This window comes from Variovorax paradoxus B4 (assembly GCF_000463015.1).
Lineage (GTDB): Bacteria > Pseudomonadota > Gammaproteobacteria > Burkholderiales > Burkholderiaceae_C > Variovorax > Variovorax paradoxus_E.
On sequence record NC_022247.1, the window covers coordinates 4,142,332 to 4,167,446 of the forward strand.

A 25,115-nucleotide genomic window follows, 5' to 3' on the forward strand; every position below is an offset into this window, starting at 1 on the left:
ATGAGCTTGACGCACGGGAAGGTCGAAGCCTTCATCTTCGACATGGACGGCACCATGATCGACTCCATGCCGTGGCATGCGCGCTCGTGGGTGGAGTTTGTCGAACGCCACGGGCTGAAGCTCGACGTGACCGACATCCTTGCGCGCACCACGGGCCGCACCGGCGCCGAGTGCATGCGCGAGCTGTTCGAGCGCGAGCTTGCCGACGACGAGTGCCAGGCCCTGGTGCACGAGAAGGAAGAGATCTACCGCGCCCTCTTTCACGACAACTTCACCGAAGTGGCCGGCTTCACCGCCTTTGCCAAGATCGCCGTGGCACGCGGCCTGAAGGTGGCCGTGGGCACGGCGGGTGACAAGCACAACATCGAGTTTGCGATGTCGCGCCTGAAGATGGACCCGCTGCCGCTGGCCATCGTGGGCGGCGACGAAGGCTTTGCCGGCAAGCCCACGCCCGAGATCTTTCTGGAGGCCGCGCGCCGCATCGGCGTGGCGCCCGAGCGCTGCATCGTCTTTGAAGATGCCCCCTTCGGCATCGAGGCCGCGCGCCGCGGCGGCATGCGTGCCGTGGCCGTGTGCAGCACCCATTCCGCCGCCGAGCTTGCCGGCCCCCATGTGATTGCCGCGGTTCGCGACTACGACGAACTCGCCCATTCGAACTTTCTGGAGACACTCGATGCTGCTGCAGCGTGACGCCCAAGGGCAACCGATTGCCATTCGCCGCGAAGACTATGCCGCTCCGGCATTCTGGATCGACACCGTCGACCTTACCTTCGACCTCGACCCCGCCAAGACCCGCGTGCTCAACCGCATGCAGCTGCGCCGCAACCCCGATGCGCCGGCCCAGCCGCTGCGCCTGGACGGCGACGAGCTGAACCTGGCGCGCGTGCTGGTCAACGGCCAGGGCGCCTCCTTCCGCATGGAAGGCGACCAGCTCGTGATCGACGGCCTGCCCGATGCCTTCGAACTCGAGATCTTCACGACCTGCTGCCCCATCAAGAACACCAAGCTGATGGGCCTGTTCGTGAGCGAAGACACCTTCTTCACGCAGTGCGAGGCCGAGGGCTTTCGCCGCATCACCTACTTTCTCGACCGTCCGGACGTGATGGCGATGTACACCGTGACGCTGCGCGCCGCCAAGGCCGCGTATCCGGTGCTGCTGTCGAACGGCAACCTCGTCGAGCAGGGCGAGCTGCCCGAGGGCCGCCACTTTGCCAAGTGGGTCGACCCCTTCAAGAAGCCCTGCTACCTGTTCGCCCTGGTGGCCGGCAAGCTGGTGGCGCGCGAGCAGCGCATCACCGCGCGCAACGGCAAGGAACACCTGCTGCAGGTGTACGTGCGCGCCGGCGACCTCGACAAGACCGAGCATGCGATGAACTCGCTGGTCAACTCCGTGCTGTGGGACGAAGCCCGCTTCGGCCTGCCGCTGGACCTGGACCGCTTCATGATCGTGGCCACCAGCGACTTCAACATGGGCGCCATGGAGAACAAGGGCCTGAACATCTTCAACACGAAGTACGTTCTGGCCAACCAGGCCACCGCCACCGACGCCGACTACAGCAACATCGAAAGCGTGGTCGGCCACGAGTACTTCCACAACTGGAGCGGCGACCGCGTGACCTGCCGCGACTGGTTCCAGCTTTCGCTGAAGGAAGGCCTCACCGTCTTCCGCGACCAGGAGTTCAGCCAGGATCTGTGCGCCGACGCCTCGGCCCGCGCCGTCAAGCGCATCGAGGACGTGCGCGTGCTGCGCACCGCCCAGTTTCCCGAAGACGCGGGCCCCATGGCCCACCCGGTGCGGCCCGACAGCTACATCGAGATCAGCAACTTCTACACCGTCACCATCTACGAAAAGGGTGCCGAGGTGGTGCGCATGATGCAGACGCTGGTCGGCCGCAAGGGCTTCGAGAAGGGCATCACGCTCTACTTCGAACGCCATGACGGCCAGGCCGTGACCTGCGACGACTTCGCACAAGCCATTGCCGACGCCAACCCCGATTCGGAACTCGCCCGCCTGCTGCCGCAGTTCAAGCGCTGGTACAGCCAGGCCGGCACGCCGCGCCTGGCCGCCCATGGCGTGTACGACGCGCAGAACCGCAGCTACACCCTGAGCATCGTCCAGAGCTGCCCGCCCACGCCGGGCCAGGCGGCCAAGGAACCCTTCGTCATTCCGGTGAACATCGGCCTGCTCGACGCCAGCGGGCGCGAACTGCCGCTGCAACTCGAAGGCGAAAGCGAAGTGACCCGCGGCGCGCCAGGCACGCCCTGCACGCGCACCGTGGTGCTCTCGCGCGCCGGCGAGCAGCTCACCTTCGTCGGCCTCGACGCCGAGCCCGTGCCTTCCATCCTGCGCGGCTTCAGCGCACCGGTGATCCTCGACTTCGAATACACCGACGCCCAGCTGCTCACCCTGCTGGCCAACGACCCCGACCCCTTCAACCGCTGGGAAGCCGGCCAGCGCCTGGGCCTGCGCGCCGCGCTGCAGGGCATTGCGGCGCTGGCCACCGACACCACCCCGGTGCTGAACGACGCGTACCTGGACGCCATGCGCAGCGTGCTGCGCAATCCCAAGCTCGACGCCGCCTTCAAGGAACTGGTGCTCACGCTGCCATCGGAAACCTACATTTCCGAGCAGCTCGACGTGGTCGACCCGCAGCGCGTGCACCTGGTGCGCGAAGCCATGCGCGCGCAGCTGGCCACCGCCCTCTTTTCCGACTGGCAACAGGTCTACGAAGAAAACCACGACACCGGCGCCTACACGCCCGACCCGACCTCGTCGGGCCGCCGTGCGCTGGCCGGCATGGCGCTCAACTTCTTGTGCCTGGCGGCGCGCTCATCGGGCGACACCGTGTGGCCCGGCAAGACGCTGCAGCGCTTCAAGGACGCCGGCAACATGACCGACCGCTTCAACGCGCTCAATGCGCTGGTGTCGTCGGGCCACACGCTGGCCGCGCAGGCGCTCGCGCGCTTCCACGCCATCTTCAAGGACGAGGCGCTGGTCATCGACAAGTGGTTCTCGCTGCAGGCCGGCGCGTCCGACCGCGGCGGCGACATCCTGCCGCTGGTCAGGCAGTTGATGAAGCACCCGGACTTCTCCATCAAGAACCCCAACCGCGCCCGCAGCGTGATCTTCAGCTACTGCAGCGCCAACCCCGGCGCGTTCCACCGCCCCGACGCGGCCGGCTACGTGTACTGGAGCGAGCGCGTCATCGAGCTGGACGCCATCAACCCCCAGGTGGCTGCCCGCCTCGCCCGCGCGCTCGACCGCTGGAGCAAGCTGGCCGAACCGTACCGCAGCGCCGCGCGCGAAGCGATTGCCCGCGTGGCCGCCAAGCCCGACCTGAGCAAGGACACGCACGAAGTCGTCACCCGCGCCCTGGCCGGTAACTGACAAGCAAACAAGGAACACAGGAAGCACATGGCTCAACAACAGAAGATCTCCCTCACCCGCTATCTCGTCGAACAGCAACGCGCCGACGGCCTCATTCCCGGCCAGTTGCGCCTGCTGCTCGAAGTGGTGGCCCGCGCCTGCAAGAGCATCAGCCAGGCCGTCAACAAGGGCGCGCTGGGGGGAGTGCTCGGCACCGCCGAGACCGAGAACGTGCAGGGCGAGATCCAGAAGAAGCTGGACATCATTGCCAACGAAGTGCTCATCGAGGCCAACGAATGGGGCGGCCACCTTGCGGCCATGGCCAGCGAGGAAATGGACAGCATCTACGTGGTGCCCAACCGCTACCCGCAGGGCGAATACCTGCTCATGTTCGACCCGCTCGACGGCAGCAGCAACATCGACGTGAACGTGAGCATCGGCACCATCTTCAGCGTGCTGAAGAAGCCCGACGACACCCCCGGCGTGCAGGAAGCCGACTTTCTGCAGCCCGGCACCCAGCAGGTGGCGGCCGGCTACTGCATCTACGGCCCGCAGACCACGCTGGTGCTGACCGTGGGCAACGGCGTGGCCATGTTCACGCTCGACCGCGAGCAAGGCAGCTTCGTCCTCACGCAGGAAGACATCCAGATCCCGGCCGATACGAAGGAGTTTGCGGTCAACATGAGCAACATGCGCCACTGGGACGAGCCCATGAAGCGCTACATCGACGAATGCCTGGCCGGCAAGGAAGGCCCGCGCGGCAAGGACTTCAACATGCGCTGGATTGCCAGCATGGTGGCCGACGTGCACCGCATCCTGATGCGCGGCGGCGTGTTCATGTACCCGTGGGACAAGCGCGAGCCCGAAAAGGCCGGCAAGCTGCGGCTGATGTACGAGGCCAACCCGATGAGCTGGCTGGTCGAGCAGGCCGGCGGCGCGGCCACCAACGGCAAGCAGCGCATCCTGGAGCTGCAGCCCACCAAACTGCACGAGCGCGTGAGCGTGATGTTGGGTTCGCGTAACGAAGTCGAGCGTTTGACCAAGTACCACGCCGAAAAGGCCTGACGGTGTTGCTATAATCCGAGGCTTCGCCGGTGTAGCTCAGTCGGTAGAGCAGCTCATTCGTAATGAGAAGGTCGGGTGTTCGATTCATCTCTCCGGCACCAATCTAAAAAGCCCGTTGCTATTTATTCGATAGCAACGGGCTTTTTCATGGGCGATTGGTGGTCGATGAAGAGGATTTCGTAGCCCCAATCATTCGCATTTTCCTTCGCATAGTCCTCTTCTCTCCAAAACACGTGAGGCACCGCACGGCCTCTGTAGGTGGAGTGGCTCACGCTGTCTGATGGCACTGCAGCTCGGCTGGTTGAAACGCTTTAACTGCTATCCGAAGTGCTTTTCGCGATGGCAGTTTGGGCAGAGGGCCCACGCGTTGTCGACGGTGTCATCACCACCCAGCGCCAACGGTGTGATGTGATGCACTTCCAGGTATGGATCGCCAGTGGCCTTGCTAACAAAACGGCGCCGGCCTCTTACACCCTTCGCATTGCCCTTCGGCTCGAAAGAGGACTTCGGCAATCACATCGGGATTCCTCACGAACGCTGTTGAAACAGTTCGAATGGTTTTGGGTTTCTTCGGCGCGTTGGCCAAGCGCTCAAGGCGCTGTTGCTGTGACTGGCTCAATGCCGACGCCACGCGATCCTGCAATTGGCGCTGCACATACCCCGCGTCTGCGATCACTTCAGTGGGAATCGTGAGCACAAGCTCAAACCATTTTGCGCCGTCCGCCTCAACATGCAGCTGGTGAAACGAGAACGCTCCTGCATAGACGAACCGATCGTTCGATGTGTGCCTGACAAAAGCAAGCACCGGTAGGCCTGGCACATTCAAGATCGCAGCGTTGGGCTTGAAGTGCTCGCCAAATTGAACGCTTCCATCCTTCAGTGTTTTGCTTTTCAGGAAGCACTTGAGCCGTCGACCTTGCTCCAACCACTCGTTGGCGTATCTGCCCCCGCTCAGGGTCGCCTTGATGACAACCGCAGTTGGCAGACCATCTGACTCGATGACGAACATGCCTCCGGCTCGAGTGTCGTAGTTCGCCGAGAAGATAAGAATGTCGTGCGCGCTGTAGGTCTCGCCGATGACGAAGTCCGACGCGCGCATTCGGTCACCAACCCAATCACCGAATCGCTTCTCGAAAGGCTCCACGATATCTTCGAATGTCTGCAGCCCAAGCGCATGCATCTCGAGATAGATCCCATCCTGCTTGTCCGCGCTGAATCGCTTCAGATATGCGAACAGATCCCCTATCCGCTTGAACTGGTTCAGCCAGATGTCGGAATGCCGAACCTTGGCCTGGGTCGACTCGGGCAACGCGCTAGCAAGAGCAGGTCGTTGGACGGCCTCTAGGACATATTCGCGCGCCGCGTGGATGGGGCTCATTGTGTTCATTGCTTGGAATGGACACATTGTGGTGTAACTTGTTAACGATTTACGTCTGGGAAGCATTCATTGCTGCCCGACGTACATTCCGCTCCGCGCAGTCACCCCTCCAATCGGTTACTGCAAACTCTGCGAACCACCCCATCCGGAGCCCGCATGCCCTCTGCATCTCCCGCCACCCACCCCCACTACGACCGCCTGATCGCCGCCGCCCGCGCCCTCCCTCCCCTGCGCGTCGCAGTCGTCCACCCCGCCAACGCCGTCTCGCTCGAAGCCGCCTTGGCTTCAGCCGCACTGGGCCTCATCGCCCCCACCCTGGTCGGCCCCCGCGCAAAGATCGAGGCCGCAGCACGCGAAGCCGGCGCAGACCTCTCGAACATCCCCATCGTCGACGCCCCCCACAGCCACGCCGCAGCCGACGCCGCCGTTGCCATGGCCTTGCGCGGCGAGGTCGATGCGTTGATGAAGGGCAGCCTGCACACCGACGAGCTGATGGGCGCGGTGGTGCGGCGCGAAGGGGGCCTGCGCACATCGCGGCGCGTCAGTCACTGCTTCGTGATGGACATTCCGGGCCACGCGCAGCCGCTGATCATTTCGGACGCCGCGATCAACATCGCGCCCACGCTCGAAGAGAAAGTCGACATCGTGCAGAACGCGATCGACCTTGCGCATGCGCTGCTGATGCCGGCGGTGCGCGTGGCGATTCTCTCGGCCACGGAAACGGTCAACACCAAGGTGCCGTCCACGCTGGATGCCGCCGTGCTGTGCAAGATGGCCGACCGCGGCCAGATCACCGGCGCGCAGCTCGACGGGCCGCTGGCCATGGACAACGCCATCGACGCCGAGGCGGCTCGCATCAAGGGCATCGTCTCGCCGGTGGCGGGCCGCGCCAACGTGCTGATCGTGCCCAGCCTGGACGCGGGCAACATGCTGGCGAAGAGCCTCACCTTCCTGGGCGGGGCCTATGCGGCGGGCATTGTGCTGGGCACCAAGGTGCCGGTGATCCTGACGAGCCGCGCCGACTCGGAGCCGGCACGCCTGGCCTCGTGCGCGGTGGCCTCGATGCTGGTCAAGGCCGGGCGCGAACGGCTCATCAAGGCGGTGGGCTGAGGCAGAGCGCGCCTCGTTTCCGTTGGAAACAAAAGAACTACGCTTTGTATGCCAATGCAACGATGATCCGCCATAGGTAGTTCTCCGGCACAGAAGACCGCCAGGCGCACGCGCCAACTGGCCGCGGAAAGCGCATCATCGCCATGGACGGACCCCCGGTTCAGACTGTGCGAGGCAGCATGACAAGGTTCAAGAAGGTCTTCTGGATCAGCGGCGGGCTCGCCGTGCTGGGTGCGCTTGCCGCATTCGCGGTGGTCAACGAGCTGAAGACCTCCCGATGGCAATCGGCCCTGTGGCGCGACTTTTCCCGCGGCGCGGGCTTCAGCGTCGAGGCCGGTGCCAGCGATGCCATCCGCTTTCCGCACACCGGGCCGTACGACGAGCGGCTGGGCTACCACGATCTTCCCGACTTCATCGAACGCCTGCAGCCCCGGGGCTTCGCCATCACCCGCCAGGCGCGCATGTCGCCGCGGCTGGTCGAGCTGCAGGAGCACGGGCTTTTCACGCCCTACCGCGAGAAGAACCAGGCCGGCCTGACCGTGCGCGACTGCCGCAACGCGGCACTGCTGCACACGCGCGTGCCCCAGCGCGCCTACGAGCGTTTTGAAGATGTGCCGCCGCTGCTGGTGAGCGCCCTGCTGTTCGTCGAGGACCGCCATCTGCTCGACGCGGAGCCGGCGCAGCGCAACCCCGCGCTCGATCCGGAACGCTTTGCCAAGGCCGCGGTCGAGCAGGGGCTGCGGGTGTTCAACCCGGGGGGGTCGGCAACGGGCGGCAGCACTCTGGCCACCCAGATCGAAAAGTACCGCCATTCGCCGCAGGGCCGCACCGGCTCGGTGCGCGAAAAGCTGCGCCAGATGGTCTCGGCCTCGGTGCGTGCCTACCAGGACGGCGACGACACGCTGGCGCGGCGCCGCCAGATCGTCGTCGACTACCTCGACACCGTGCCCCTGGCCGCACGCCCGGGCATCGGCGAGGTGCACGGCCTGGGCGACGGCCTGTGGGCCTGGTACGGACGCGACTTCCGCGAAGTCAACCGCCTGCTCGCCGACAACGCAGAAGGAGCGACAACGCCCACGCCCGAGGCGCTCCAGCGCCAGGCCGAGGCCTTCAAGCAGGCGCTGTCGCTGATGATCGCGCAGCGCCGCCCGTCGCAGCACCTGCTCGGCGACGGCACGGGCCTGGTCCGGCTGACGGACAGCTACCTGCGGCTGATGGCCGAGGCGGGCCTGATCGCGCCCTCGCTGCGCGATGCGGCATTGCCGCTGTCCCTGCAGCTGCGGCCCGAACTGCCGCCAACGCCGCGGACGGACTTCGTGCAGCGCAAGGCCGCCATCGCGCTGCGCACCCACATCTCCACGCTGCTCGACGTGCCGCGCGCCTACGACCTGGAGCGGCTCGACCTGGAGGCAGAAACCAGCCTCGACGGCGAAGCGCAAGCGCTGGCGGCGCGGGTGCTGGCTGGCCTGCGGACGCCCGCCGCGGCCAAGGCGGCGGGATTGTTCGGCTCCCACATGCTCGACCCAGGTGCGGACCCAAGCCCGCTGATCTACAGCTTCACACTGTTCGAGCGCGGCGCCCAGGCCAACCTGTTGCGCGTGCAGGCCGACAACATCGACCAGCCTTTCGACGTGAACCAGGGCGCGCGGCTGGACCTGGGCTCGACCGCCAAGCTGCGCACGCTGGTGAGCTACCTCGAGCTCGTGGCCGAGCTGCACGCTCGCTGGGGTGACCTGAGCACCGCCCAACTCGCTGCGCTGGCGAACAACCCACGCGATCCGCTGGGCATGTGGGCGCGGCAGTACCTGTTGCGCGCCAAGGATCGCCGCCTCACGCCGATGCTCGAGGCGGCCATGGAGCGCAAGTATTCGGCGAACCCGGGCGAATCGTTCTTCACCGGCGGCGGCCTGCACCAGTTCGAGAATTTCGAGCGCTCGCGCAACAGCGAATCGATGACGGTGCGCGAAGGCTTCAAGCATTCGGTCAACCTGGTGTTCATCCGCCTGATGCGCGACGTGGTGCGCCACCGCATGTTCGGCGGCGCATCGGATGCCGAGAACCTGCTGAAGGACCCGGCCGACCCGCGCCGGCGCGAGATGCTCCAGCGCTTTGCCGACCGCGAAGGCTCGGCCTACCTGATCCGCTTCTATCGCAAGTACCAGCGCCAGTCGGCCGCGGGCGCCGAAGCGCTGCTGCTGCGGAGCCTGAAGCCATCGGCACCGCGCCTGGCGAGCGTGCTGTTCACGATCGAGCCCGAGGCCAGCGAAGAGCGGCTCGACGAGCTGCTCACGCAGCGGCTGGGCAAGGGAGCCGGCTCGCCGCGCGCACTGCGGGCGCTGCGCACCACCTACGCGGGCCTCTCGCTTGCCGACCGCGGCTACGTGGCGCGCGTGCATCCGCTGGAGCTCTGGCTTGTGGGATACCTGCGGCGCCATCCCGGCGCAACACTGACCGAGGTACTGGACGCGAGCGCAAGCGAACGCCAGGAGGTCTACGCCTGGCTCTTCAAGACGCGCCACAAGAGCGCGCAGGACAAGCGCCTGCGCGAGCTGGTCGAGCTCGATGCCTTCGCGGAAATCCATCGCTCGTGGCAGCGCCTGGGCTACCCGTTCGCATCGCTGACGCCGTCCTACGCGAGCGCCATTGGCGCGTCCGGCGACCGGCCGGCCGCCCTGGCGGAACTGATGGGCATCATCGCCAGCGACGGTGTGCGGCGGCCGGTGCAACGGGTCGACGCACTGCACTTTGCGCGCGACACGCCCTACGAGACACGGCTCGAACCGCGCGATGCGGGCGTCGAACAGGTGCTGCCCACCGAGGTGGCAGCAACGGTGCGCCGCGCGCTGGTGCAGGTGGTGCAGGACGGCACGGCGCGGCGCCTGAAGGGCGCACTGGTGGATGCGAATGGCCGCGCGATAGAGATCGGCGGCAAGACCGGCACCGGCGACCATCGCTACGGGCACAACGGCCGCGGCGGACGGGCTGGCGCCGAGCGCAAGATCAGCCGCTCGGCCACCTTCGTGTTCACGATCGGCGACCGCTACTTCGGCACCATCATGGCCTACGTGAACGAACCGTACGCCGCCCGCTATCGGTTCACGAGCGCGCTGCCGACGCAGCTGCTGAAGTCGCTGGGGCCGCAGCTGCTGCCGGTGCTGGAGCGCGGGGGGTGCGGAGGGGATTGACGGCCACTACGCGCCGTAGATTGCCAGCATGACGACGAAGGTCGCCCACATTGCGGCCCATCCCAGGAGGAGCATGGCGGCCAGGAAGGCAGCAAGGTAGCCGGCTCGGCGCCATCCGCTTGACGTGCTCGGCACGCAACGCCAATAGATCACGCCGGCCCACAGTGACAGCACGGCTGCGGTCATCGGAACAATGTTCTTGGAGATCGAGACGATCCTGTGGTGATCGAGTGCCGCCGCCGAAACGAAAAGTGCAGGCATGGCCAGGAACCATGCGAACGCGTTCAGCACGAGGCGCAAGGCGGTCTTCATCGAATCGCCTCGCATGCGGGGCTTGCGCCGCGGCATTTGAATTTGTCGGCATATCTCTCCCCTGCTGAATCATATCGACCGACACGCAGCGCAGGATGGCTTGGGCAGACCCCGCAGGTATAAAAAAAACCGATGCCTGCAACAAGTTATCGATAGCTAAGCTGGGGAATCGACGCCCCTCGACAGCGCTTGGGCTACGCCCCGCGCGACGAGGCTCCTTCATCGATCGCCCTCCAGTTGCCACACACGATGACATCCCTCCTTTCCGATGAACGGCAGGCCGATGATTTGCCTGACGACGACAGCAACTCTCTTCTCCCATCACCCGCCGGCCAGCTGACCCGCCGCGCCTTCCTCGCGGAAAGCGGAACGACCGGCATCGCCGGCATCCTGGCGTCCGCGCCCATGGTTGCGTCGGTGGCAACGGCCGCACAGGCGGATGCCAATGCAGCGCCGCCCTCTTCTTCTTCCATGGCCCTCGCCCTGCGCGTCAACGGCCAGCCGCATGCGCTGCAGGTCGATCCGCGCACGACCCTGCTCGACCTGCTGCGCGAGCAGATGGCGCTGCCGGGTACGAAGAAAGGCTGCGATCACGGCCAATGCGGCGCATGCACGGTGCTCCTCAATGGCCGCCGCATCAACTCCTGCCTGGCACTCGCGCTCACGCACGACGGGGCGGAGATCACCACCATCGAGGGCCTCGCGCGCGGCAACGAGTTGCATCCGATGCAGGCCGCCTTCATCAAGCACGACGGGTTCCAGTGCGGCTATTGCACCTCGGGGCAGATCTGCTCGGCCGTGGGCATGCTGCGCGAGGCCGAGCAAGGCGCGCCGAGCCATGTCACGGCCGATGTGCGGCGCACCGGCCCGGTGGCGCCGCTGAGCGACGCCGAGATCCGCGAGCGCATGTCGGGCAACATCTGCCGCTGCGGCGCCTACCCCGGCATCGTGGCCGCGGTGCGCGAAGTGAGCCTGATGCCGCGCGCGGGCAACACCCGAAGGAGCCGCGCATGAAGCCCTTCGCATTCACCCGCGCCACGGATGTGGACACGGCCATTCGTGCGGCCACGCAGCCGGGGGCAAGATTCCTGGCCGGCGGCACCAACATCGTCGACCTGATGAAGGAAGGCGTGGAAGCGCCCGACCAGCTGGTGGACATCAACCGCCTGCCGCTGGCGGCCGTCGAGGCGCGGCCCGCGGGCGGGCTTCGGCTGGGCGCGCTGGCGCGCAACAGCGACACGGCCAACCACCCCGTGCTGCGCACGCGCTATCCGCTGGTGGCGCAGGCCATTCTTGCGGGCGCCTCGGGCCAGTTGCGCAACGCCGCCACCAACGCGGCAACCTGCGCCAGCGCACGCGCTGCCCCTACTTCTATTGACGTGACCCAGCCCTGCAACAAGCGCGAGCCGGGCACGGGCTGCAGCGCGCTGCAGGGCTTCAACCGCAACCACGCGGTGCTGGGCACCAGCGCGAAGTGCATCGCGAGCTACCCGGGCGACATGGCGCAGGCGCTGCATGCGCTCGATGCGGTGGTGCAGCTGCAGGGGCCCGCGGGCCGCAGGACCATTCCGATTGCGCAGTTCCACCGCCTGCCAGGCGAGACGCCCGAACTCGATGCCAACCTTGCGCCGGGCGAGCTGATCACCGCCATCGACCTGCCGGCCGAGAGCGCCCGCTTCGCGCAGCGCTCGCATTACTTGAAGGTGCGCGACCGTGCCAGCTATGCCTTTGCGCTGGTGTCGGTGGCGGCCGCGCTCGACATGGAGGGCCGCCGCATCCGGCAGGCGCGCATCTGCCTGGGCGGCGTGGCGCACATGCCCTGGCGCGCGCGCGAGGCCGAGGCGCTGCTGCAAGGCGCCGAGCCCAACATGGCGTTGTTCCGGCAGGCGGCGGAGGCCGCGCTGGCCGGCGCCACGGGCTTCGAGCACAACCGCTTCAAGATCGAACTGGCCAGGCGAAGCATCGTGCGCGCGCTGGAAACCACGAGCAGGAGCACGACATGAACAGACAAGCTACTCCCCTCATCGGGCAGCCGGTCGACCGCGTGGACGGCCGCCTCAAGGTGACCGGCCAGGCGCGCTATGCGGCCGAGTTTTCGTACCCAGGGCTGGTGTACGGCGTTGCGCTGGGCAGCACCGTTGCGGCCGGGCGCGTGCGCGACATCGACACCGCGGCGGCGGAGCAATCGCCCGGCGTGCTGCTGGTGCTCACGCACAAGAACGTGCCCAAGATGCCGCCGCCCGCGCCCGAGACCCCGCAGAACCGCTTCACGCGCGCCACGCCGCTGCTGCAGGACACGGCCATTCACCACCACGGCCAGCTCATCGGCTTCGTGGTGGCCGAGACGCTCGAGCAGGCGCGCCATGCGGCCACGCTGGTGAAGGTGAGCTACGACGCGGCCCAGCCCCGCATCGGCTTCGACGCCAACGTCCGCAACGCCTATGCGCCGGCGGCCATCAACGCCGGCTACAAGACCGACACGCGGCGCGGCGATCTCGACCAGGGCCTGCGCGCCGCGGCGGGCACGGTCGATGCGGTCTACAACACGCCCATCGAGCACCACCACCCGATGGAGATGCACGCCACCGTGGCCGCGTGGGAGGGCGACGACAAGGTCACGGTGCACCACTCGCTGCAGATGGTGAGCGATGCCGCCCCGGCCATTGCCGCCACCTTCGACATTCCGCGCGAGAACGTGCGCGTGGTGTGCCCGTTCGTGGGCGGCGGCTTCGGCAGCAAGATCCTCACGCGCGACAACGCGATGCTGGCGGTGCTGGCCGCGCGCCTCGTGAAGCGGCCGGTCAAGCACGTGCTCACGCGGCAGCAGATGTTCATGGTGGTCGGACTGCGCCAGCACAACCGCCAGCACATGCGGCTGGGCGCGGATGCCAGCGGCCGGCTCACGGGGCTGGGCCACGACACCGTCACCCACACCTCGGTGCACGAGGAGTTCGTCGAGCAGACCGGCGTCATCTCGCGAATGATGTACGAGGTGCCGAACTCGCAGGTCACCCACCGCGCCTTTCGCCTCAACGTGCAAACGCCGAAGTGGACCCGCGCACCGGGCGAGGCGCCCGGCAGCTTTGCGCTCGAATCGGCCATGGACGAACTCGCCGAGCAGCTGAAGATCGACCCGGTGGAGCTGCGCATAAGGAACGACGCCAGGACCGACCTCGACACGGGCAAGCCCTTCGGCAGCCGCTCGCTCGTCGAATGCATGCGCATCGGCGCCGAGAAATTCGGCTGGAGCAACCGCAGCGCCATGCCGCGCAGCCGCAGGCAGGGCCACTGGCTCGTGGGCTACGGCATGAGCGCGGCATCGCGCGGCGCACCGCACCGCGGCGCCTCGGCCAATCTTTTGCTCACGCGCAATGGCCGCGACGTGCGCGCGGTGGTGGAGATGTGCGCAACCGATCTCGGCACCGGCAGCTACACCGTCATTGCGCAGACCGCCGCCGAGACGCTGGGCCTGCCGCTCGACAAGGTCGAGGTGCGGCTCGGCGATTCGGCCCTTCCGCCCACGCCCGGTTCGGGCGGCTCCTGGGGCGCCAACACCTTCTGCACCGCGGCGCTCGCAGTCTGCGAAGCGGCCAGGCAGCAGCTGCGCGAGAAGGTCAACCTGCGCTTCGTGCGCGAACCCAGTGTGGCGGAGCTGCTGCAGGCGGCCCAGCTGAACGAATGGCGCGCCAGCAATACGGCCACGCCGGGCGCGGACATCGCCGCCTGGTCGCACTACGCCTTCGGTGCCAACTTTGCCGAAGTGTGGGTCGACGAAGACCTGGGGCTGGTGCGCGTGCCGCGCTACATGGCGGTGATTGCGGCCGGGCGCATCCTCAACCCCAAGACCGCGGCGTCGCAGATCATCGGCGGCATCGTCTGGGGCATTGGCAACGCGTTGATGGAAGAGTCGGTGCTCGACGAGCGCAGCGGCCACTTCGTCACGCGCACGCTGGCCGACTACCACGTGCCCGTGAACGCGGACATCGGCGACGTGCAGGTGCTCTTCGCGCCCGAAACCGACACCCGGGTCAACCGCATGGGCGTGAAGGGCGTGGGCGAGATCGGCATCACCAGCGTGGCCGCCGCCATTGCCAACGCGGTCTACAACGCCACAGGACGCCGCGTGCGCGACCTGCCCATCACGCCCGACAAATTGCTGACCCCGATCCAGGCATGACGAAACAGGCAAGAAGAAGCAAACTCGGAGCCCCTGCAAAGAAGAAAAGGGGCTTCCGATGCACATCCGCGAACTCGCCACCGGCCTGCAGTTTCCCGAAGGGCCCGTTGCCATGGACGATGGCTCCGTGCTGCTGGTCGAAATTGCCCACGGCACGCTCACGCGCGTGCGGCACGACGGGCTGGTGCAGGTGGTAGCCGACCTGGGCGGCGGGCCGAACGGCGCCGCCATGGGGCCGGACGGCGCGGTGTACGTGTGCAACAACGGCGGCTTTCGCTGGCACACCGAGGCCGACGGCTGCCACCGCCCGGTGGGCCAGGCCGATGACTATTCGGGCGGCCGCATCGAGCGCGTGAACCTGGCCACGGGCCGGGCCGAGCGGCTCTACGACACGGCCGACGGGGCTGCGCTGTGCGGGCCGAACGACATCGTGTTCGATGCGCAGGGCGGCTTCTACTTCACCGACCTGGGCAAGACGCGCGAACGCGACATGGACCGCGGCGGCGTGTTCTACGGGCATGGCGACGGCAGCGGCGCGCATGCGGTGGCGCGGCCGGTGATGACGCCCAACGGCATCGCGCTGTCGCCCGACGGCCGCACGCTCTACTACGCCGAGACCGAGGGCGCGCGGCTCTGGGCCTTCGACATCACGGCGCCGGGGCGCGTGCGCAAGGATGGCTGGCCTTCACCGCACGGCGGCCGCATGCTGTGCGCATCGCCGGGCGGGCACTACCAGCGCTTCGACTCGATGGCGACCGATGCGCTGGGCAACCTGTGCGTGGCCACGCTGCTGCACGGCGGCATCACCATCGTCGCGCCCGACGGCAGCAGCTGCGAGCACGTGCCGCTGCCCGACCGCTACACCACCAACATCTGCTTCGGCGGGCGCGACATGCGCACGGCCTACATCACGCTGTCGGGCAGCGGGCGGCTGATTGCCATCGACGACTGGCCGACGCCGGGGCTGAGGCTGAACTTCCAGGCCTGACCGAAGCCCTTGGTCCGGTCCTCAGGACACCACCTGGTAGTACAGGTTCTGCGGGTGCTTCGCCTGCGCGAAGAAGAACCAGCGCTCAGCCAACAGGCCGGGCGCCTGCACCAGCACCGCCAGCAGCCACGGCCACACGGCCCCGCTGGCAACGCCCCACAGCAGCAACAGCGAAGGCAGCACGAAGGCCAGCAGCAGGAAACCGAGCTTCATGTTCTTGAGCGCGGCCAGCGTCGCGCCATGAAAGAACTCGCGTGTGTTGAACGAGCCGGCCGACATGCCCATCGACTTTTGCACGAGCTTCTCGGTGTGGATGCCGGTGGCCGATTGCAAGGTCGACTTGTGGCGGATCGCTGCGTTGCGCCTGAGCGCCCCGCCCCGCGCGGCCCATGCCGCGAGCGTGGCGGCGAGCGCCCAGGGGCCGAACAGCTGCACGAAGCGTGTTTCGCCCGACAGCACCGCTATCGCACAGGCCAGCACCAGCCCCGACGACAGGCCGATGAGCGTGAAGTTAACGATAGTGAGCGGGTGCGCCCATTCCTCGATGAAGCGCAGGCACGCGTAGATCATGGCGGTGCAGTACCAGAGCGCAACCGCGCCGCACAGCACCAGCGCGGGCAGCAGCCACGACCACGGCGCACCGGCGCCGAAGTGCAGCGACAGCCACCACAGCGCCACCAGCGCGATGAAGCCCGGCAGCACGATGACTTCGCGCGACATCCACGAGGTGCGCCACATCAGCACGGCGCGCCATGCGCGGCTCTTGCGGCCCAGGTGCATGAACGAGGCCGCGAGCCCGGCCGCGAGCAGCACTTCGGCCACGCCCAGCGCCAGCGTGAGAAAGCCGGGCGCGAGCCCCAGGCCGAACAGCACCGCGAGCGCAAGCGCGACGACCAGGCCCTGCGCGGCGCCGGCCAGCGTGGTGAAGAAAAGAATGGAGAACGCGGGGTGCATCCGGCTACTCCTGCGTTTCGATCGAGGGGGTGGTCTGCTGCGTGACGTGGCGCGGCAGGTACTGGTTGGCCGGGCTCGTCTCCCACTCGGGCATCAGCTGATAGCCGCCGCGTTCGCGGATGGCCCTGGACACTTCGGAGTCCGGGTCCTTCACGTCGCCGAACAGGCGCGCGCCGGTGGGGCAGGCCTTGACGCAGGCGGGCTTGCGGTCTTCCTTGGGCAGGTGCTCGTCGTAGATGCGGTCGACGCACAGCGTGCACTTGGTCATGACCTGGCGCTCTTCGTCGAGCTCGCGTGCGCCGTAGGGGCAGGCCCATGCGCAGTACTTGCAGCCGATGCACTTGTCGTAGTCGACCAGCACGATGCCGTCTTCCTTGCGCTTGTAGCTGGCACCCGTGGGGCACACGGGCACGCAGGGCGGGTCTTCACAGTGCAGGCAGCTCTTGGGGAAGTGAACGGTCTGGGTGGCCGGGAAGGTGCCGGCCTCGTAGGTCTGCACGCGGTTGAAGAAAGTGCCGGTGGGGTTGGCGCCGTAGGGCTGCGCATCCGCGAGCGGACCGGCGCTGCCAGAGGTGTTCCACTGCTTGCACGAAGTGACGCAGGCATGGCAGCCGACGCAGACGTTGAGGTCGATGACGAGGGCGAGCTGCTTGGCGAGGGTTTCGCCCGGCTCGGCGCGCACGGATTGACTCCCTCTCCCGCTTGCGGGAGAGGGTTGGGGTGAGGGCGCAGCAGCCCGCATCACGGCACTGGTTCCAATTCGAGCGCCGCCGCCCTCACCCCAACCCTCTCCCGGAGGGAGAGGGGGCAAGGCCGAAACCGGGGCCATCAGGTCCTTGAGCCACTGCATCATTTCTTCACCCTTCCCGCAAAGTACGTCAACACGCTCGCCGCCTTCCCCAGCACCCCCGGTGCACTCGGCATGCTCGCCATCTGCGGAAAGCTCTCTTCCGGCTCGCCCGGTTCCGCGGGCCGTATGTGCACGCGCACGTCGTACCAGCCCGCCTGCCCCGTGACCGGATCCGAATTGCTGATGCGGCCGCTCGCGGTGCCCGCGCAAGGCAGCTCCTCGCTGATCAGGTGGTTGAGCAGGAAGCCCTTGCGCGCCTCGTCCGCACCAGGCGCCAGCTGCCAGGCGCCATCGGCCTTGCCGATCGCGTTCCAGGTCCACACGGTGCCGGGCTCCACCGCCTCGCTGTAGCGCAGCATGCAGCGCACCTGGCCCCATTGGCTCTCCACCCAGCACCAGCCACCGTCGGCAATGCCCGCGGCCTGCGCGGTGAGCGGGTTCACGTGCAGGTAGTTGTGGCTGTGGATCTGCCGCAGCCACGCGTTCTGCGAATCCCACGAGTGGTACATCGCCATCGGCCGCTGGGTGATGGCGTTGAGCGGATAGGCGTCGAGATCGGTCGAGGCCTCCTCGAGCGGCGGGTACCAGAAAGGCAGCGGATCGAAATACGTGTCGATGCGCTCGCGCAGCGCATCGGGCGGCTGCCGGCCCGGGCTCTTGCCCTGCGCGGCCAGGCGGAAGCTCTGCAGCGTGTCGGAGTACAGCGCCAGCTGCACCGGGTCGTTGCGCTGGCGCCAGCCCTTGTCCTTTGCGAAGTCGAGGTACTCGCGGTTCCAGTTGCGCATGTAATGCATGGTCTCGGGCATGTGGTACTGGAACACGCAGTTGTTCTGCGCGTAGGCCTCCCACTGCTTGGGGTTGGGCTCGCCGCGCAGATGCTCGGTGCCGTCCTTGCCGCGCCAGCCCATCAGAAAGCCGATGCCCGGCTGCGGCTGGAAGTTGACGACAAAGTCCGGATAGCCCGTGAACTTGCGCCCACCCTCGGGCGTGGTGAAGGCCGCAAACTTCAGCCGCGAGGCCAGCTCGATCAGCACTTCCTGGAAAGGCTTGCACTGGCCGGTGGGCGGCACCACCGGAATGCGCACCGAATCGACCGGCCCGTCGAACTCCGAGATCGGCCGGTCGAGCATGCTCATCACGTCGTGGCGCTCGAGGTAGGTGGTGTCGGGCAGCACCAGGTCGGCAAAGGCCACGGTCTCGCTCTGGAAGGCGTCGCACACCACCAGGAAGGGGATCATGTGCTCGCCCTTCTCATCCTTGCGGTTGAGCATCTCGCGCACGGCCATGGTGTTCATGCTGGAGTTCCAGGCCATGTTGGCCATGAAGATCAGCAGCGTGTCGATGCGGTAGGGGTCGCCCTTCACCGCGTTGGTGATCACGTTGTGCATGAGCCCGTGCGCCGACAGCGGGTGCTCCCACGAGAACGCATGGTCGATGCGGATGGGCGAGCCGTCGGGGTTGATGGCCAGCTCTTCCGGGTTGGCCGGAAAGCCCAGCGGCGCGGCATTGAGCGGCGTGTTGGGCTGGATCATGCCGGGGTCGTTGAAGGCGCGGTAGTTGGGCACGATGTGGCGCGGGTACGGCGCCTTGTGGCGAAAGCCGCCGGGCGCGTCGATGGTGCCGAGCACGCTCATCAGCACCGCCAACGCGCGCACCGTCTGGAAGCCGTTCGAGTGCGCCGCAAGCCCACGCATCGCGTGGAAGGCCACGGGCCGCGCCTGCGTGGTCGGGTGCTTCTTGCCCCAGGCATCGGTCCACGCAATGGGCAGCTCGAAGGCCTGCTTGAGCGCGGTCTCGCCCATCTCGCGCGCCAGCTTGCGGATGCGCTGCGCATCGATGCCGGTGATGGCCTCGGCCCACTCGGGCGTGCAACTGGCCACGCGATCGCGCAGCAGCTGGAACGAAGGCGCGACGCGCGTGCCGTCGGCCAGCGTGTAGTGGCCTTCGAGCGCGGGATCGCAGCCGTCGGCAATGCCTTCGGGGTAGGCGTTCTTCACGCTGCCTTGCTCCAAGTCCCACACCAATTTGTTATGCGGATTGCGGCCGTCGCCAGGCGGCCCGCGCGTAGGGTCCGGGTCGAAGGCGAAGAGGCCTTGCCGCTCGCAGTCGTCCAGCACCACGAGCTGCGGCGCGTTGGTGAAGCGCTTGAGAAAAGCGTGGTCGATCAGGTCGCTCGCGATCAATTCGTGCAGCAGCGCCATGAACAATGCGCCGTCGGTGCCGGGCTTGATGGGAATCCACTCGTCCGCAATAGCCGAGTAGCCCGTGCGCACCGGATTGATCGAGATGAAGCGCCCACCCGCGCGCTTGAACTTGCTGATGGCGATCTTCATCGGGTTGCTGTGATGGTCCTCGGCCGTGCCGATCATCACGAACAGCTTGGCGCGGTCGAGATCCGGCCCGCCGAATTCCCAGAAGCTGCCGCCGATGGTGTAGATCATTCCCGCGGCCATGTTGACCGAGCAGAAGCCGCCGTGCGCCGCATAGTTGGGCGTGCCGAACTGGCGCGCGAACAGGCCGGTGAGCGCCTGCATCTGGTCGCGGCCCGTGAAGAGCGCGAACTTCTTCGGATCGGTCGCGCGGATCTTGCCGAGCCGCTCGGCCAGCATGTCGAAGGCGCGCTCCCAGCTGATGGGCTCGAACTCCCCGGCCCCGCGCTCGCTGCCGGCCTTGCGCAGCAGCGGCTGCGTGAGGCGCGCGGGCGACACCTGCTTCATGATGCCCGACGAGCCCTTGGCGCAGATCACGCCCTTGTTCAGCGGATGCTCGGGGTTGCCGTCGATGTAGCGCACCTCCGGGCCGTGCTCGCCTTCGCGCAGGTGCACGCGGATGCCGCAGCGGCAGGCGCACATGTAGCAGGTGGTGGTCTTGACCTGGGTGTCCGCCGTGGGCGTGGGGGCGTCAAGCGGATCGTGGACGGGCTCTCTGGACAGGAAACTGAACACTGGCGGTCCTTTGTCTTCATGCGGGGCTGCGCCGATGTTAGAGAGCATCGATCAAACGAAAAAGCGGAGAATATCGCTCACGATGACCGGAAAAACAGATCAGCAGCAACAGCACACCGCACAGCGGCTTCGGCTCAACCTGCGCCAGCTCGAGGTGTTCGTGGCCACGGCCCGGGGCGGCAGCACGCGCGCCGCGGCCGACCGCGTCGCGCGCTCGCAGTCGGCCGCGAGCAGCGCGCTGGCCGACCTGGAGTCTTCCGTGGGCGCGCTGCTGTTCGACCGGCTCGGCCGTCGGCTGGTGCTCAACGAGAACGGCCGCGCGCTGCTGCCCAGGGCCCAGGCCCTGCTCGACCAGGCCGGCGAGGTGGAGGCGCTCTTCAGCGGCGAACATGCGGCGCCGCTGCGCGTGGCGGCCAGCTTCACCATCGGCGAATACCTGCTGCCCGAGCGCGTGTCGCAATGGACGGCGCTGCACCCGCAGAGCCAGGTGCACCTGCACATTGCCAACACGCGCGACGTGATCGAGGCGGTGGCGGGCTTCGACGTGGATGTCGGCTTCATCGAGGGGCCGCAAACCCACCCCGACCTCGTGGTGCGCGCTTGGCGCGAGGACGAACTGGTGATCGTCGCCGCGCCGGGGCACCCGCTCGCCAGGCGCATTGCCACGCACCACCAGCTCTCGCAGGCCACCTGGGTGCTGCGCGAGCACGGTTCGGGCACGCGGCAGGTCACCGATGCGTGGCTGATCCAGAACCTGGAGCAGGTGCGCGTGGGCTTCGAGCTCGGCAGCACCGAGGCCATCAAGCGCGTGGTGGCCTCGGGCACCGGGCTCGCCTGCCTCTCGCGCTACACGGTGGCGCAGGCGCTGGAGGACGGCCACCTGATCGAGCTGCGCACGCGGCTGCCGGCAGGCATGCGGCGGCTGGCCACGGTGATGCACCGCGACAAGCTGCTCGGCCGCGCGACGGCGGACTTTCTGCGGCATTGCGGGGCGACCGTGCCGCGCACCTCGTCGGTACGCTAGCCGGCTGCCAGCGGCAAGGGCGCGTTGCGCCGACCCGGCAATTTGCCCGGGCCGGGCGGGGGTGTCTCGGGGGCTACACACAAGAACCGTAAAACGCCGGCTATCCGCGCGCTGTCCCCCTCTTTCATCCAGAAAATTCCCATGACATCTCCAGCATCGAGACCGTTCCGCCAGCTCAAGGCCCTGGCCCTGGCACTGGTCGTCGCACTGACCGCTTGCGGCGGCGGCGGCAACGGCGGGGCCTCCTTCTCGCTGATCCCCCCGCCACCGGCAGGCAGCGCGCCGCCCGGCACCCCGCCATCGCCAGACACGCCACCGCCGGGCGCGGAGCCGCCTGTCGCGCCCACATGTGCCGCCACCGTCCCGGCCAATGCGCCCCTCGCGCCCATTTCATCCATCCAGGGCACGGGTGACACCAGTCCCTTGGCGACGCAAGCCGTGACCGTGCGTGGCGTGGTCGTGGGTGACTTCCAGAACACCGGCTCGACAAGCGTGAAGCTGAATGGCTTTTTCGTGCAGCAGCTCGTGCCCGATGCCGATCCGCTGACCTCCGAAGGCATCTTCGTCTACGCGCCGGGCAACGCCACCCGTGTGGCGGCGGGCGACTTCATCCAGGTCTCCGGCGTGGTGACAGAGTTCGGCCAGACCGCGGGTGCCGGGCCCAAGCCCGACAGCATCACGCAGATTGCCGGCACGGCCCAGGACCCGGTGGCCATCAGCATCTGCGGCAGCGGCGTTGCCCTCGCCCCGACACAGGTCACGCTGCCGGTGGCGGACGACGCCGCGCTGGAGCGCTATGAAGGCATGCTGGTCGAGATTTCGCAGCCCCTGGCCGTGACGGACATGTTCGAGCTGGGCCGCTATGGGCAGATGGTGCTGGCCTTGAACGGGCGGCAGTTCAATGCCACCAACGGCAACACGGCGGCCACGCATGCGCAGAACCTGCTCTCGCGCATCGTGCTCGACGACGGGTCCTCGCGCCAGAACCCGAGTCCCATTCCCTACCTGAGCGCGGCCGGCACCGACGGCACCCGGCGGATGGGCGACACGACGCAGAAGCTGACCGGTATCCTGAGCCACAACTTCGGCGCCTACCGCATCCAGCCCACGGTGGCGCCCGTGTTCGCGCAGGCCAATGCGCGCCCGGCGACCGCGCCGGTGGTCGGCGGCTCGCTCAAGGTGGCCAGCTTCAACGTGCTCAACTACTTCACCACGTTCCAGAATGGGGAAACCGCCTCGGGCCTGACGGGCCAGGGCTGTTCGTTCGGCACCGGTCCCGCATCCGCGGCCAACTGCCGCGGCGCCAACAACCGCAACGAGTTCGAGCGGCAGCAGGCCAAGATCGTGGCCGCCATCGCGGGCCTAGACGCCGACGTGGTGGGACTGATGGAGATCCAGAACACCGACGTGGCAACGAGCGATCTGCTGGCGGCCCTCAACGCCAAGGTGGGCGCGGGCACCTATGCCGCGGTCAACAGCGGCGTGTTCGGCACGGATGCGATCAAGGTCGACATCCTGTACAAGCCCGCCAAGGTCCAGCGCGTCGGCAACGCGGTTCTCCCGACCGGCGCGGACCTGGCCGACTACACCGCGGCCAGCGGACGGCCGCCATTAGCGCAGCGCTTCAGCGCGGTGGGCAACAACGGCGGCTTCTGGTTCGTGGTCAACCACTTCAAGAGCAAGGGCAGCTGCCCCGCCACGGGCGACATCGACCTGGGCCAGGGCTGCTTCAACCTGGCGCGCGTCCAGCAGGCGAAGGCGCTGAACAGCTTTGTCGGCAAGCTCAAGCTCATGGGCGAATCCGACGTGCTGATGATGGGCGACTTCAACAGCTACCTGCTGGAAGACCCGACCAGGGAGCTGGAAGCCGCCGGCAACGAGAGCCTGCTCAAGCGCATGGCCGCCAACGACCGCTACACCTACGTCTTCGGCGGCGAGACCGGCGCGCTGGACCATGCCTATGCTTCGGCGTCGCTGGGCGCGCAGGTCAGCGGCGTGAGCGTGTGGCATATCAACGCCGACGAGCCGACCGCGCTCGACTACAACACCGACTTCACCACCGACGACCGCTATGCGCCCACGCCCTTCCGGGCGTCGGACCATGACCCCGTGCTCGTCGGCCTGACTCTGGCTGCCGATGCGGCAGTGACGCAGCCCATCGTCACCGCGTCGATACCTGTGGCCGTCAAGGTCGGCGAAACCTACAGCGTGAACATCTCGGAAGCGCTGCCCGGCGGCTCGACCACGCTGTCTTCTCTTGCAGTCGATTGGGGAGACGGCACCGCCGCCACCACTGCGCCGGGCACGGGCACCGTCACCCACACCTATGCGGCTGCCGGCACCTTCAACGTCGCGGTCACGCTGACCAACTCCGCCGGCCAGACCGCCACCCAATCAGGCAGCGTGAACGTCAGCACCGTGGTGGTGGTGACGCCGCCGGCGGACCACGAGCTGTTCTTCAGCGAATATGTGGAAGGCACGTCGAACAACAAAGTGATCGAGATCTACAACCCGACCGCGGCGGCCGTGGACCTGAGCCTGTACACCGTCAAGCTGTATGCGAACGGCGCGACCGCGCCGACCAACTCCCTCCCGCTGACCGGCTCGCTGCCGGCCGGCGGTGTGCTGGTGCTGGCCAACGCCAGTGCCGCGGCGGCCTTCAAGCCGACCGGCACGATCACCAGCGGCGTCGCCAACTTCAACGGCGACGATGCGCTGACGCTCGAAAAATCCGGCGTGGTCGTCGACCGGTTCGGCCAGCTCGGCGTGGACCCCGGAACGGCCTGGACCGGCGGCGGCGTCGGCACGCAGGACCAGACCCTGCGCCGCAAGCCCGGCATCACCGCGGGCGATGCCGACGCAGGCGCCGCGTTCGATCCGTCGTTGCAATGGGACAGTTTTCCGGTGGACACCTCCTCCGACCTGGGCGCGCACTCGGTGAATTGAGCGCGGCCCTCAGGCCGGCCGCGACAGCAGGTGCACGTACTCGTACTGCGCCGTGTTGATGGTCGAGACGCGGTACTCCACCGGCTTGTCGCCGAAGGTGAGCGCGGTGCGCCGCACCTCCATCACCGGCGCGCCCGGCGCCACGCCCAGGATGCGCACCACGCTGCGGTCGGCCGCCATCGCGCGTGCGCGCTCGCGCGCCAGCGTCACGGTGATGCCGAACTCGGTCTGGTAGAGGTGGTAAATGGTGCTCGGCCGCTCGCGAAAGCGCTTCTCGGTCAGGCCCTTGAAGAGCAGCGCCGGCAGCGTGAGCCGGTCGTGGATCACCGCCCTGCCCTGCAGCAGCAGCCGGTTGTCGATCTGGATGGCCGGCTCGCCCGTTCGCAGGCCCAGCGCCTGCGCGGGCTCCTCGTCCATGCGCACGCGCTCGAAGGCGACGAACTCCACCTGCGGCGCCTGCCGCAGGCCGTCGCTGCGCTCCACATGGAAGAACTGGAACATGAAGCGATCGTCGTTGTGCACCGCAACGAAGGTGCCGCGCCCCTGCCGCCGCACGAGGATGTGCTCGGCCACGAGATCGTCGGTCGCGTGGCGCAGCGTGCCGATCGACACGCCGAGCGCCGCCGCCAGCTCGCTCTCGCTCGGCAGCACGCTGCCGGCCGCGCAGCGCCCCGACTCGATGGCGCGCAGCAGCGAACGCTTGACGAGCCGGTAGAGCGGCGCGCCCGCCGACTCGGCGGGAATCGGTTCGAACGCGGAGATGTCTGTCGAGCGGGGCATGGCGCATTGTGGTGGCCGCATCGCGATTCATCCA

At 67.5% G+C, this 25,115-nt stretch carries 18 protein-coding genes and 1 tRNA gene; 12 read left to right on the plus strand and 7 right to left on the minus strand.

Annotated features, from left to right (window positions below; translation table 11 throughout):
- From VAPA_RS19320 to VAPA_RS19335, 4 genes are all read left to right on the plus strand, one after another.
- Nucleotides 1-690, plus strand: a complete 690-nt coding sequence (locus VAPA_RS19320) for an HAD family hydrolase (protein WP_021008446.1) — start codon at nucleotides 1-3, stop codon at nucleotides 688-690.
- Nucleotides 674-3,388, plus strand: coding sequence for an aminopeptidase N (pepN, locus tag VAPA_RS19325; RefSeq protein WP_021008447.1), 2,715 nt, complete (start codon nucleotides 674-676; stop codon nucleotides 3,386-3,388). The genes VAPA_RS19320 and pepN overlap by 17 nt, the downstream gene beginning before the upstream one ends.
- Before the next feature lie 27 nt (nucleotides 3,389-3,415).
- Nucleotides 3,416-4,432 carry a class 1 fructose-bisphosphatase gene (locus tag VAPA_RS19330; RefSeq protein WP_021008448.1) on the plus strand — a complete coding sequence of 339 codons (1,017 nt, stop codon included), beginning with the start codon at nucleotides 3,416-3,418 and terminating at the stop codon, nucleotides 4,430-4,432.
- Nucleotides 4,433-4,457: 25 nt separating this feature from the next.
- Nucleotides 4,458-4,533 (plus strand) — tRNA-Thr (locus tag VAPA_RS19335).
- Between the two features lie 217 nt (nucleotides 4,534-4,750).
- Here the strand turns inward: VAPA_RS19335 and VAPA_RS35625 are convergent.
- Both VAPA_RS35625 and VAPA_RS35210 read right to left on the minus strand, forming a co-directional pair.
- Entirely contained in the window at nucleotides 4,751-4,945 is a 195-nt protein-coding gene (locus VAPA_RS35625) for an HNH endonuclease (protein WP_080666815.1), read from the minus strand.
- Nucleotides 4,878-5,810 (minus strand): hypothetical protein, encoded by a 933-nt coding sequence (locus VAPA_RS35210; protein ID WP_051255339.1) that lies wholly within the window; start codon nucleotides 5,808-5,810, stop codon nucleotides 4,878-4,880. Before VAPA_RS35210 ends, VAPA_RS35625 begins: the two co-directional genes overlap by 68 nt.
- A gap of 156 nt (nucleotides 5,811-5,966) precedes the next feature.
- On the opposite strand from VAPA_RS35210, the gene VAPA_RS19345 reads away from it, so the two are divergent.
- Both VAPA_RS19345 and VAPA_RS19350 read left to right on the plus strand, forming a co-directional pair.
- Complete coding sequence (locus tag VAPA_RS19345) at nucleotides 5,967-6,920, plus strand: bifunctional enoyl-CoA hydratase/phosphate acetyltransferase (protein ID WP_021008450.1); 954 nt, start codon at nucleotides 5,967-5,969, stop codon at nucleotides 6,918-6,920.
- A 179-nt stretch (nucleotides 6,921-7,099) separates the two neighbouring features.
- Nucleotides 7,100-10,105, plus strand: coding sequence for a transglycosylase domain-containing protein (locus VAPA_RS19350; RefSeq protein WP_021008451.1), 3,006 nt, complete (start codon nucleotides 7,100-7,102; stop codon nucleotides 10,103-10,105).
- A 6-nt stretch (nucleotides 10,106-10,111) separates the two neighbouring features.
- Here the strand turns inward: VAPA_RS19350 and VAPA_RS19355 are convergent, their stop codons facing one another.
- On the minus strand, nucleotides 10,112-10,417 hold the full coding sequence (locus VAPA_RS19355) for a hypothetical protein (RefSeq protein ID WP_021008452.1): 306 nt from the start codon (nucleotides 10,415-10,417) through the stop codon (nucleotides 10,112-10,114).
- Between the two features lie 249 nt (nucleotides 10,418-10,666).
- Here VAPA_RS19355 and VAPA_RS19360 point away from each other — a divergent pair, with 249 nt between their 5' ends.
- Genes VAPA_RS19360 through VAPA_RS19375 form a run of 4 tightly spaced genes read left to right on the plus strand, consistent with a single transcriptional unit; the run spans nucleotide 10,667 to nucleotide 15,582 of the window.
- Nucleotides 10,667-11,431, plus strand: a complete 765-nt coding sequence (locus VAPA_RS19360; protein ID WP_021008453.1) for a 2Fe-2S iron-sulfur cluster-binding protein — start codon at nucleotides 10,667-10,669, stop codon at nucleotides 11,429-11,431.
- The gene (locus tag VAPA_RS19365) at nucleotides 11,428-12,420 is read left to right on the plus strand and encodes an FAD binding domain-containing protein (RefSeq protein WP_021008454.1); all 993 of its coding nucleotides are present in this window, start codon (nucleotides 11,428-11,430) and stop codon (nucleotides 12,418-12,420) included. Before VAPA_RS19360 ends, VAPA_RS19365 begins: the two co-directional genes overlap by 4 nt.
- Nucleotides 12,417-14,594: a xanthine dehydrogenase family protein molybdopterin-binding subunit gene (locus VAPA_RS19370; RefSeq protein ID WP_021008455.1), complete on the plus strand. Its 2,178-nt coding sequence runs from the start codon at nucleotides 12,417-12,419 to the stop codon at nucleotides 14,592-14,594. Before VAPA_RS19365 ends, VAPA_RS19370 begins: the two co-directional genes overlap by 4 nt.
- A 58-nt stretch (nucleotides 14,595-14,652) precedes the next feature.
- The gene (locus VAPA_RS19375) at nucleotides 14,653-15,582 is read left to right on the plus strand and encodes an SMP-30/gluconolactonase/LRE family protein (protein WP_021008456.1); all 930 of its coding nucleotides are present in this window, start codon (nucleotides 14,653-14,655) and stop codon (nucleotides 15,580-15,582) included.
- Nucleotides 15,583-15,603: 21 nt separating this feature from the next.
- Here VAPA_RS19375 and VAPA_RS19380 read toward each other — a convergent pair whose 3' ends face one another.
- The 3 genes from VAPA_RS19380 to VAPA_RS19390 all read right to left on the minus strand — a co-directional run bounded on the left by VAPA_RS19380 (nucleotide 15,604) and on the right by VAPA_RS19390 (nucleotide 20,331).
- Entirely contained in the window at nucleotides 15,604-16,536 is a 933-nt protein-coding gene (locus VAPA_RS19380; RefSeq protein WP_021008457.1) for a dimethyl sulfoxide reductase anchor subunit family protein, read from the minus strand.
- Nucleotides 16,537-16,540: 4 nt separating this feature from the next.
- Nucleotides 16,541-17,278 carry a 4Fe-4S dicluster domain-containing protein gene (locus VAPA_RS19385; protein ID WP_230559034.1) on the minus strand — a complete coding sequence of 246 codons (738 nt, stop codon included), beginning with the start codon at nucleotides 17,276-17,278 and terminating at the stop codon, nucleotides 16,541-16,543.
- 107 nt (nucleotides 17,279-17,385) lie between these two features.
- On the minus strand, nucleotides 17,386-20,331 hold the full coding sequence (locus VAPA_RS19390; protein WP_021008459.1) for a molybdopterin oxidoreductase family protein: 2,946 nt from the start codon (nucleotides 20,329-20,331) through the stop codon (nucleotides 17,386-17,388).
- Nucleotides 20,332-20,413: 82 nt separating this feature from the next.
- Between VAPA_RS19390 and VAPA_RS19395 the strand changes: the two genes are divergently transcribed.
- Both VAPA_RS19395 and VAPA_RS19400 read left to right on the plus strand, forming a co-directional pair.
- Nucleotides 20,414-21,355 carry a LysR family transcriptional regulator gene (locus tag VAPA_RS19395; RefSeq protein ID WP_021008460.1) on the plus strand — a complete coding sequence of 314 codons (942 nt, stop codon included), beginning with the start codon at nucleotides 20,414-20,416 and terminating at the stop codon, nucleotides 21,353-21,355.
- A gap of 141 nt (nucleotides 21,356-21,496) precedes the next feature.
- On the plus strand, nucleotides 21,497-24,301 hold the full coding sequence (locus VAPA_RS19400) for an ExeM/NucH family extracellular endonuclease (protein WP_080666816.1): 2,805 nt from the start codon (nucleotides 21,497-21,499) through the stop codon (nucleotides 24,299-24,301).
- Nucleotides 24,302-24,310: 9 nt separating this feature from the next.
- On the opposite strand, the gene VAPA_RS19405 is transcribed toward VAPA_RS19400, so the two are convergent.
- Nucleotides 24,311-25,081 (minus strand): GntR family transcriptional regulator, encoded by a 771-nt coding sequence (locus VAPA_RS19405; protein WP_021008462.1) that lies wholly within the window; start codon nucleotides 25,079-25,081, stop codon nucleotides 24,311-24,313.
- Nucleotides 25,082-25,115 lie beyond the last annotated feature (34 nt).

Bases quoted from the DNA above. Each gene is read 5' to 3' on its own strand.
- VAPA_RS19320 (WP_021008446.1), top strand. From the start codon at position 1: ATGAGCTTGACGCACGGGAAGGTCGAAGCCTTCATCTTCGACATGGAC.
- pepN (WP_021008447.1), top strand. From the start codon at position 674: ATGCTGCTGCAGCGTGACGCCCAAGGGCAACCGATTGCCATTCGCCGC.
- VAPA_RS19330 (WP_021008448.1), top strand. From the start codon at position 3,416: ATGGCTCAACAACAGAAGATCTCCCTCACCCGCTATCTCGTCGAACAG.
- VAPA_RS35210 (WP_051255339.1), bottom strand. From the start codon at position 5,810: ATGAGCCCCATCCACGCGGCGCGCGAATATGTCCTAGAGGCCGTCCAA.
- VAPA_RS19345 (WP_021008450.1), top strand. From the start codon at position 5,967: ATGCCCTCTGCATCTCCCGCCACCCACCCCCACTACGACCGCCTGATC.
- VAPA_RS19350 (WP_021008451.1), top strand. From the start codon at position 7,100: ATGACAAGGTTCAAGAAGGTCTTCTGGATCAGCGGCGGGCTCGCCGTG.
- VAPA_RS19355 (WP_021008452.1), bottom strand. From the start codon at position 10,417: ATGAAGACCGCCTTGCGCCTCGTGCTGAACGCGTTCGCATGGTTCCTG.
- VAPA_RS19360 (WP_021008453.1), top strand. From the start codon at position 10,667: ATGACATCCCTCCTTTCCGATGAACGGCAGGCCGATGATTTGCCTGAC.
- VAPA_RS19365 (WP_021008454.1), top strand. From the start codon at position 11,428: ATGAAGCCCTTCGCATTCACCCGCGCCACGGATGTGGACACGGCCATT.
- VAPA_RS19370 (WP_021008455.1), top strand. From the start codon at position 12,417: ATGAACAGACAAGCTACTCCCCTCATCGGGCAGCCGGTCGACCGCGTG.
- VAPA_RS19375 (WP_021008456.1), top strand. From the start codon at position 14,653: ATGCACATCCGCGAACTCGCCACCGGCCTGCAGTTTCCCGAAGGGCCC.
- VAPA_RS19380 (WP_021008457.1), bottom strand. From the start codon at position 16,536: ATGCACCCCGCGTTCTCCATTCTTTTCTTCACCACGCTGGCCGGCGCC.
- VAPA_RS19385 (WP_230559034.1), bottom strand. From the start codon at position 17,278: ATGCGGGCTGCTGCGCCCTCACCCCAACCCTCTCCCGCAAGCGGGAGA.
- VAPA_RS19395 (WP_021008460.1), top strand. From the start codon at position 20,414: ATGACCGGAAAAACAGATCAGCAGCAACAGCACACCGCACAGCGGCTT.
- VAPA_RS19400 (WP_080666816.1), top strand. From the start codon at position 21,497: ATGACATCTCCAGCATCGAGACCGTTCCGCCAGCTCAAGGCCCTGGCC.
- VAPA_RS19405 (WP_021008462.1), bottom strand. From the start codon at position 25,081: ATGCCCCGCTCGACAGACATCTCCGCGTTCGAACCGATTCCCGCCGAG.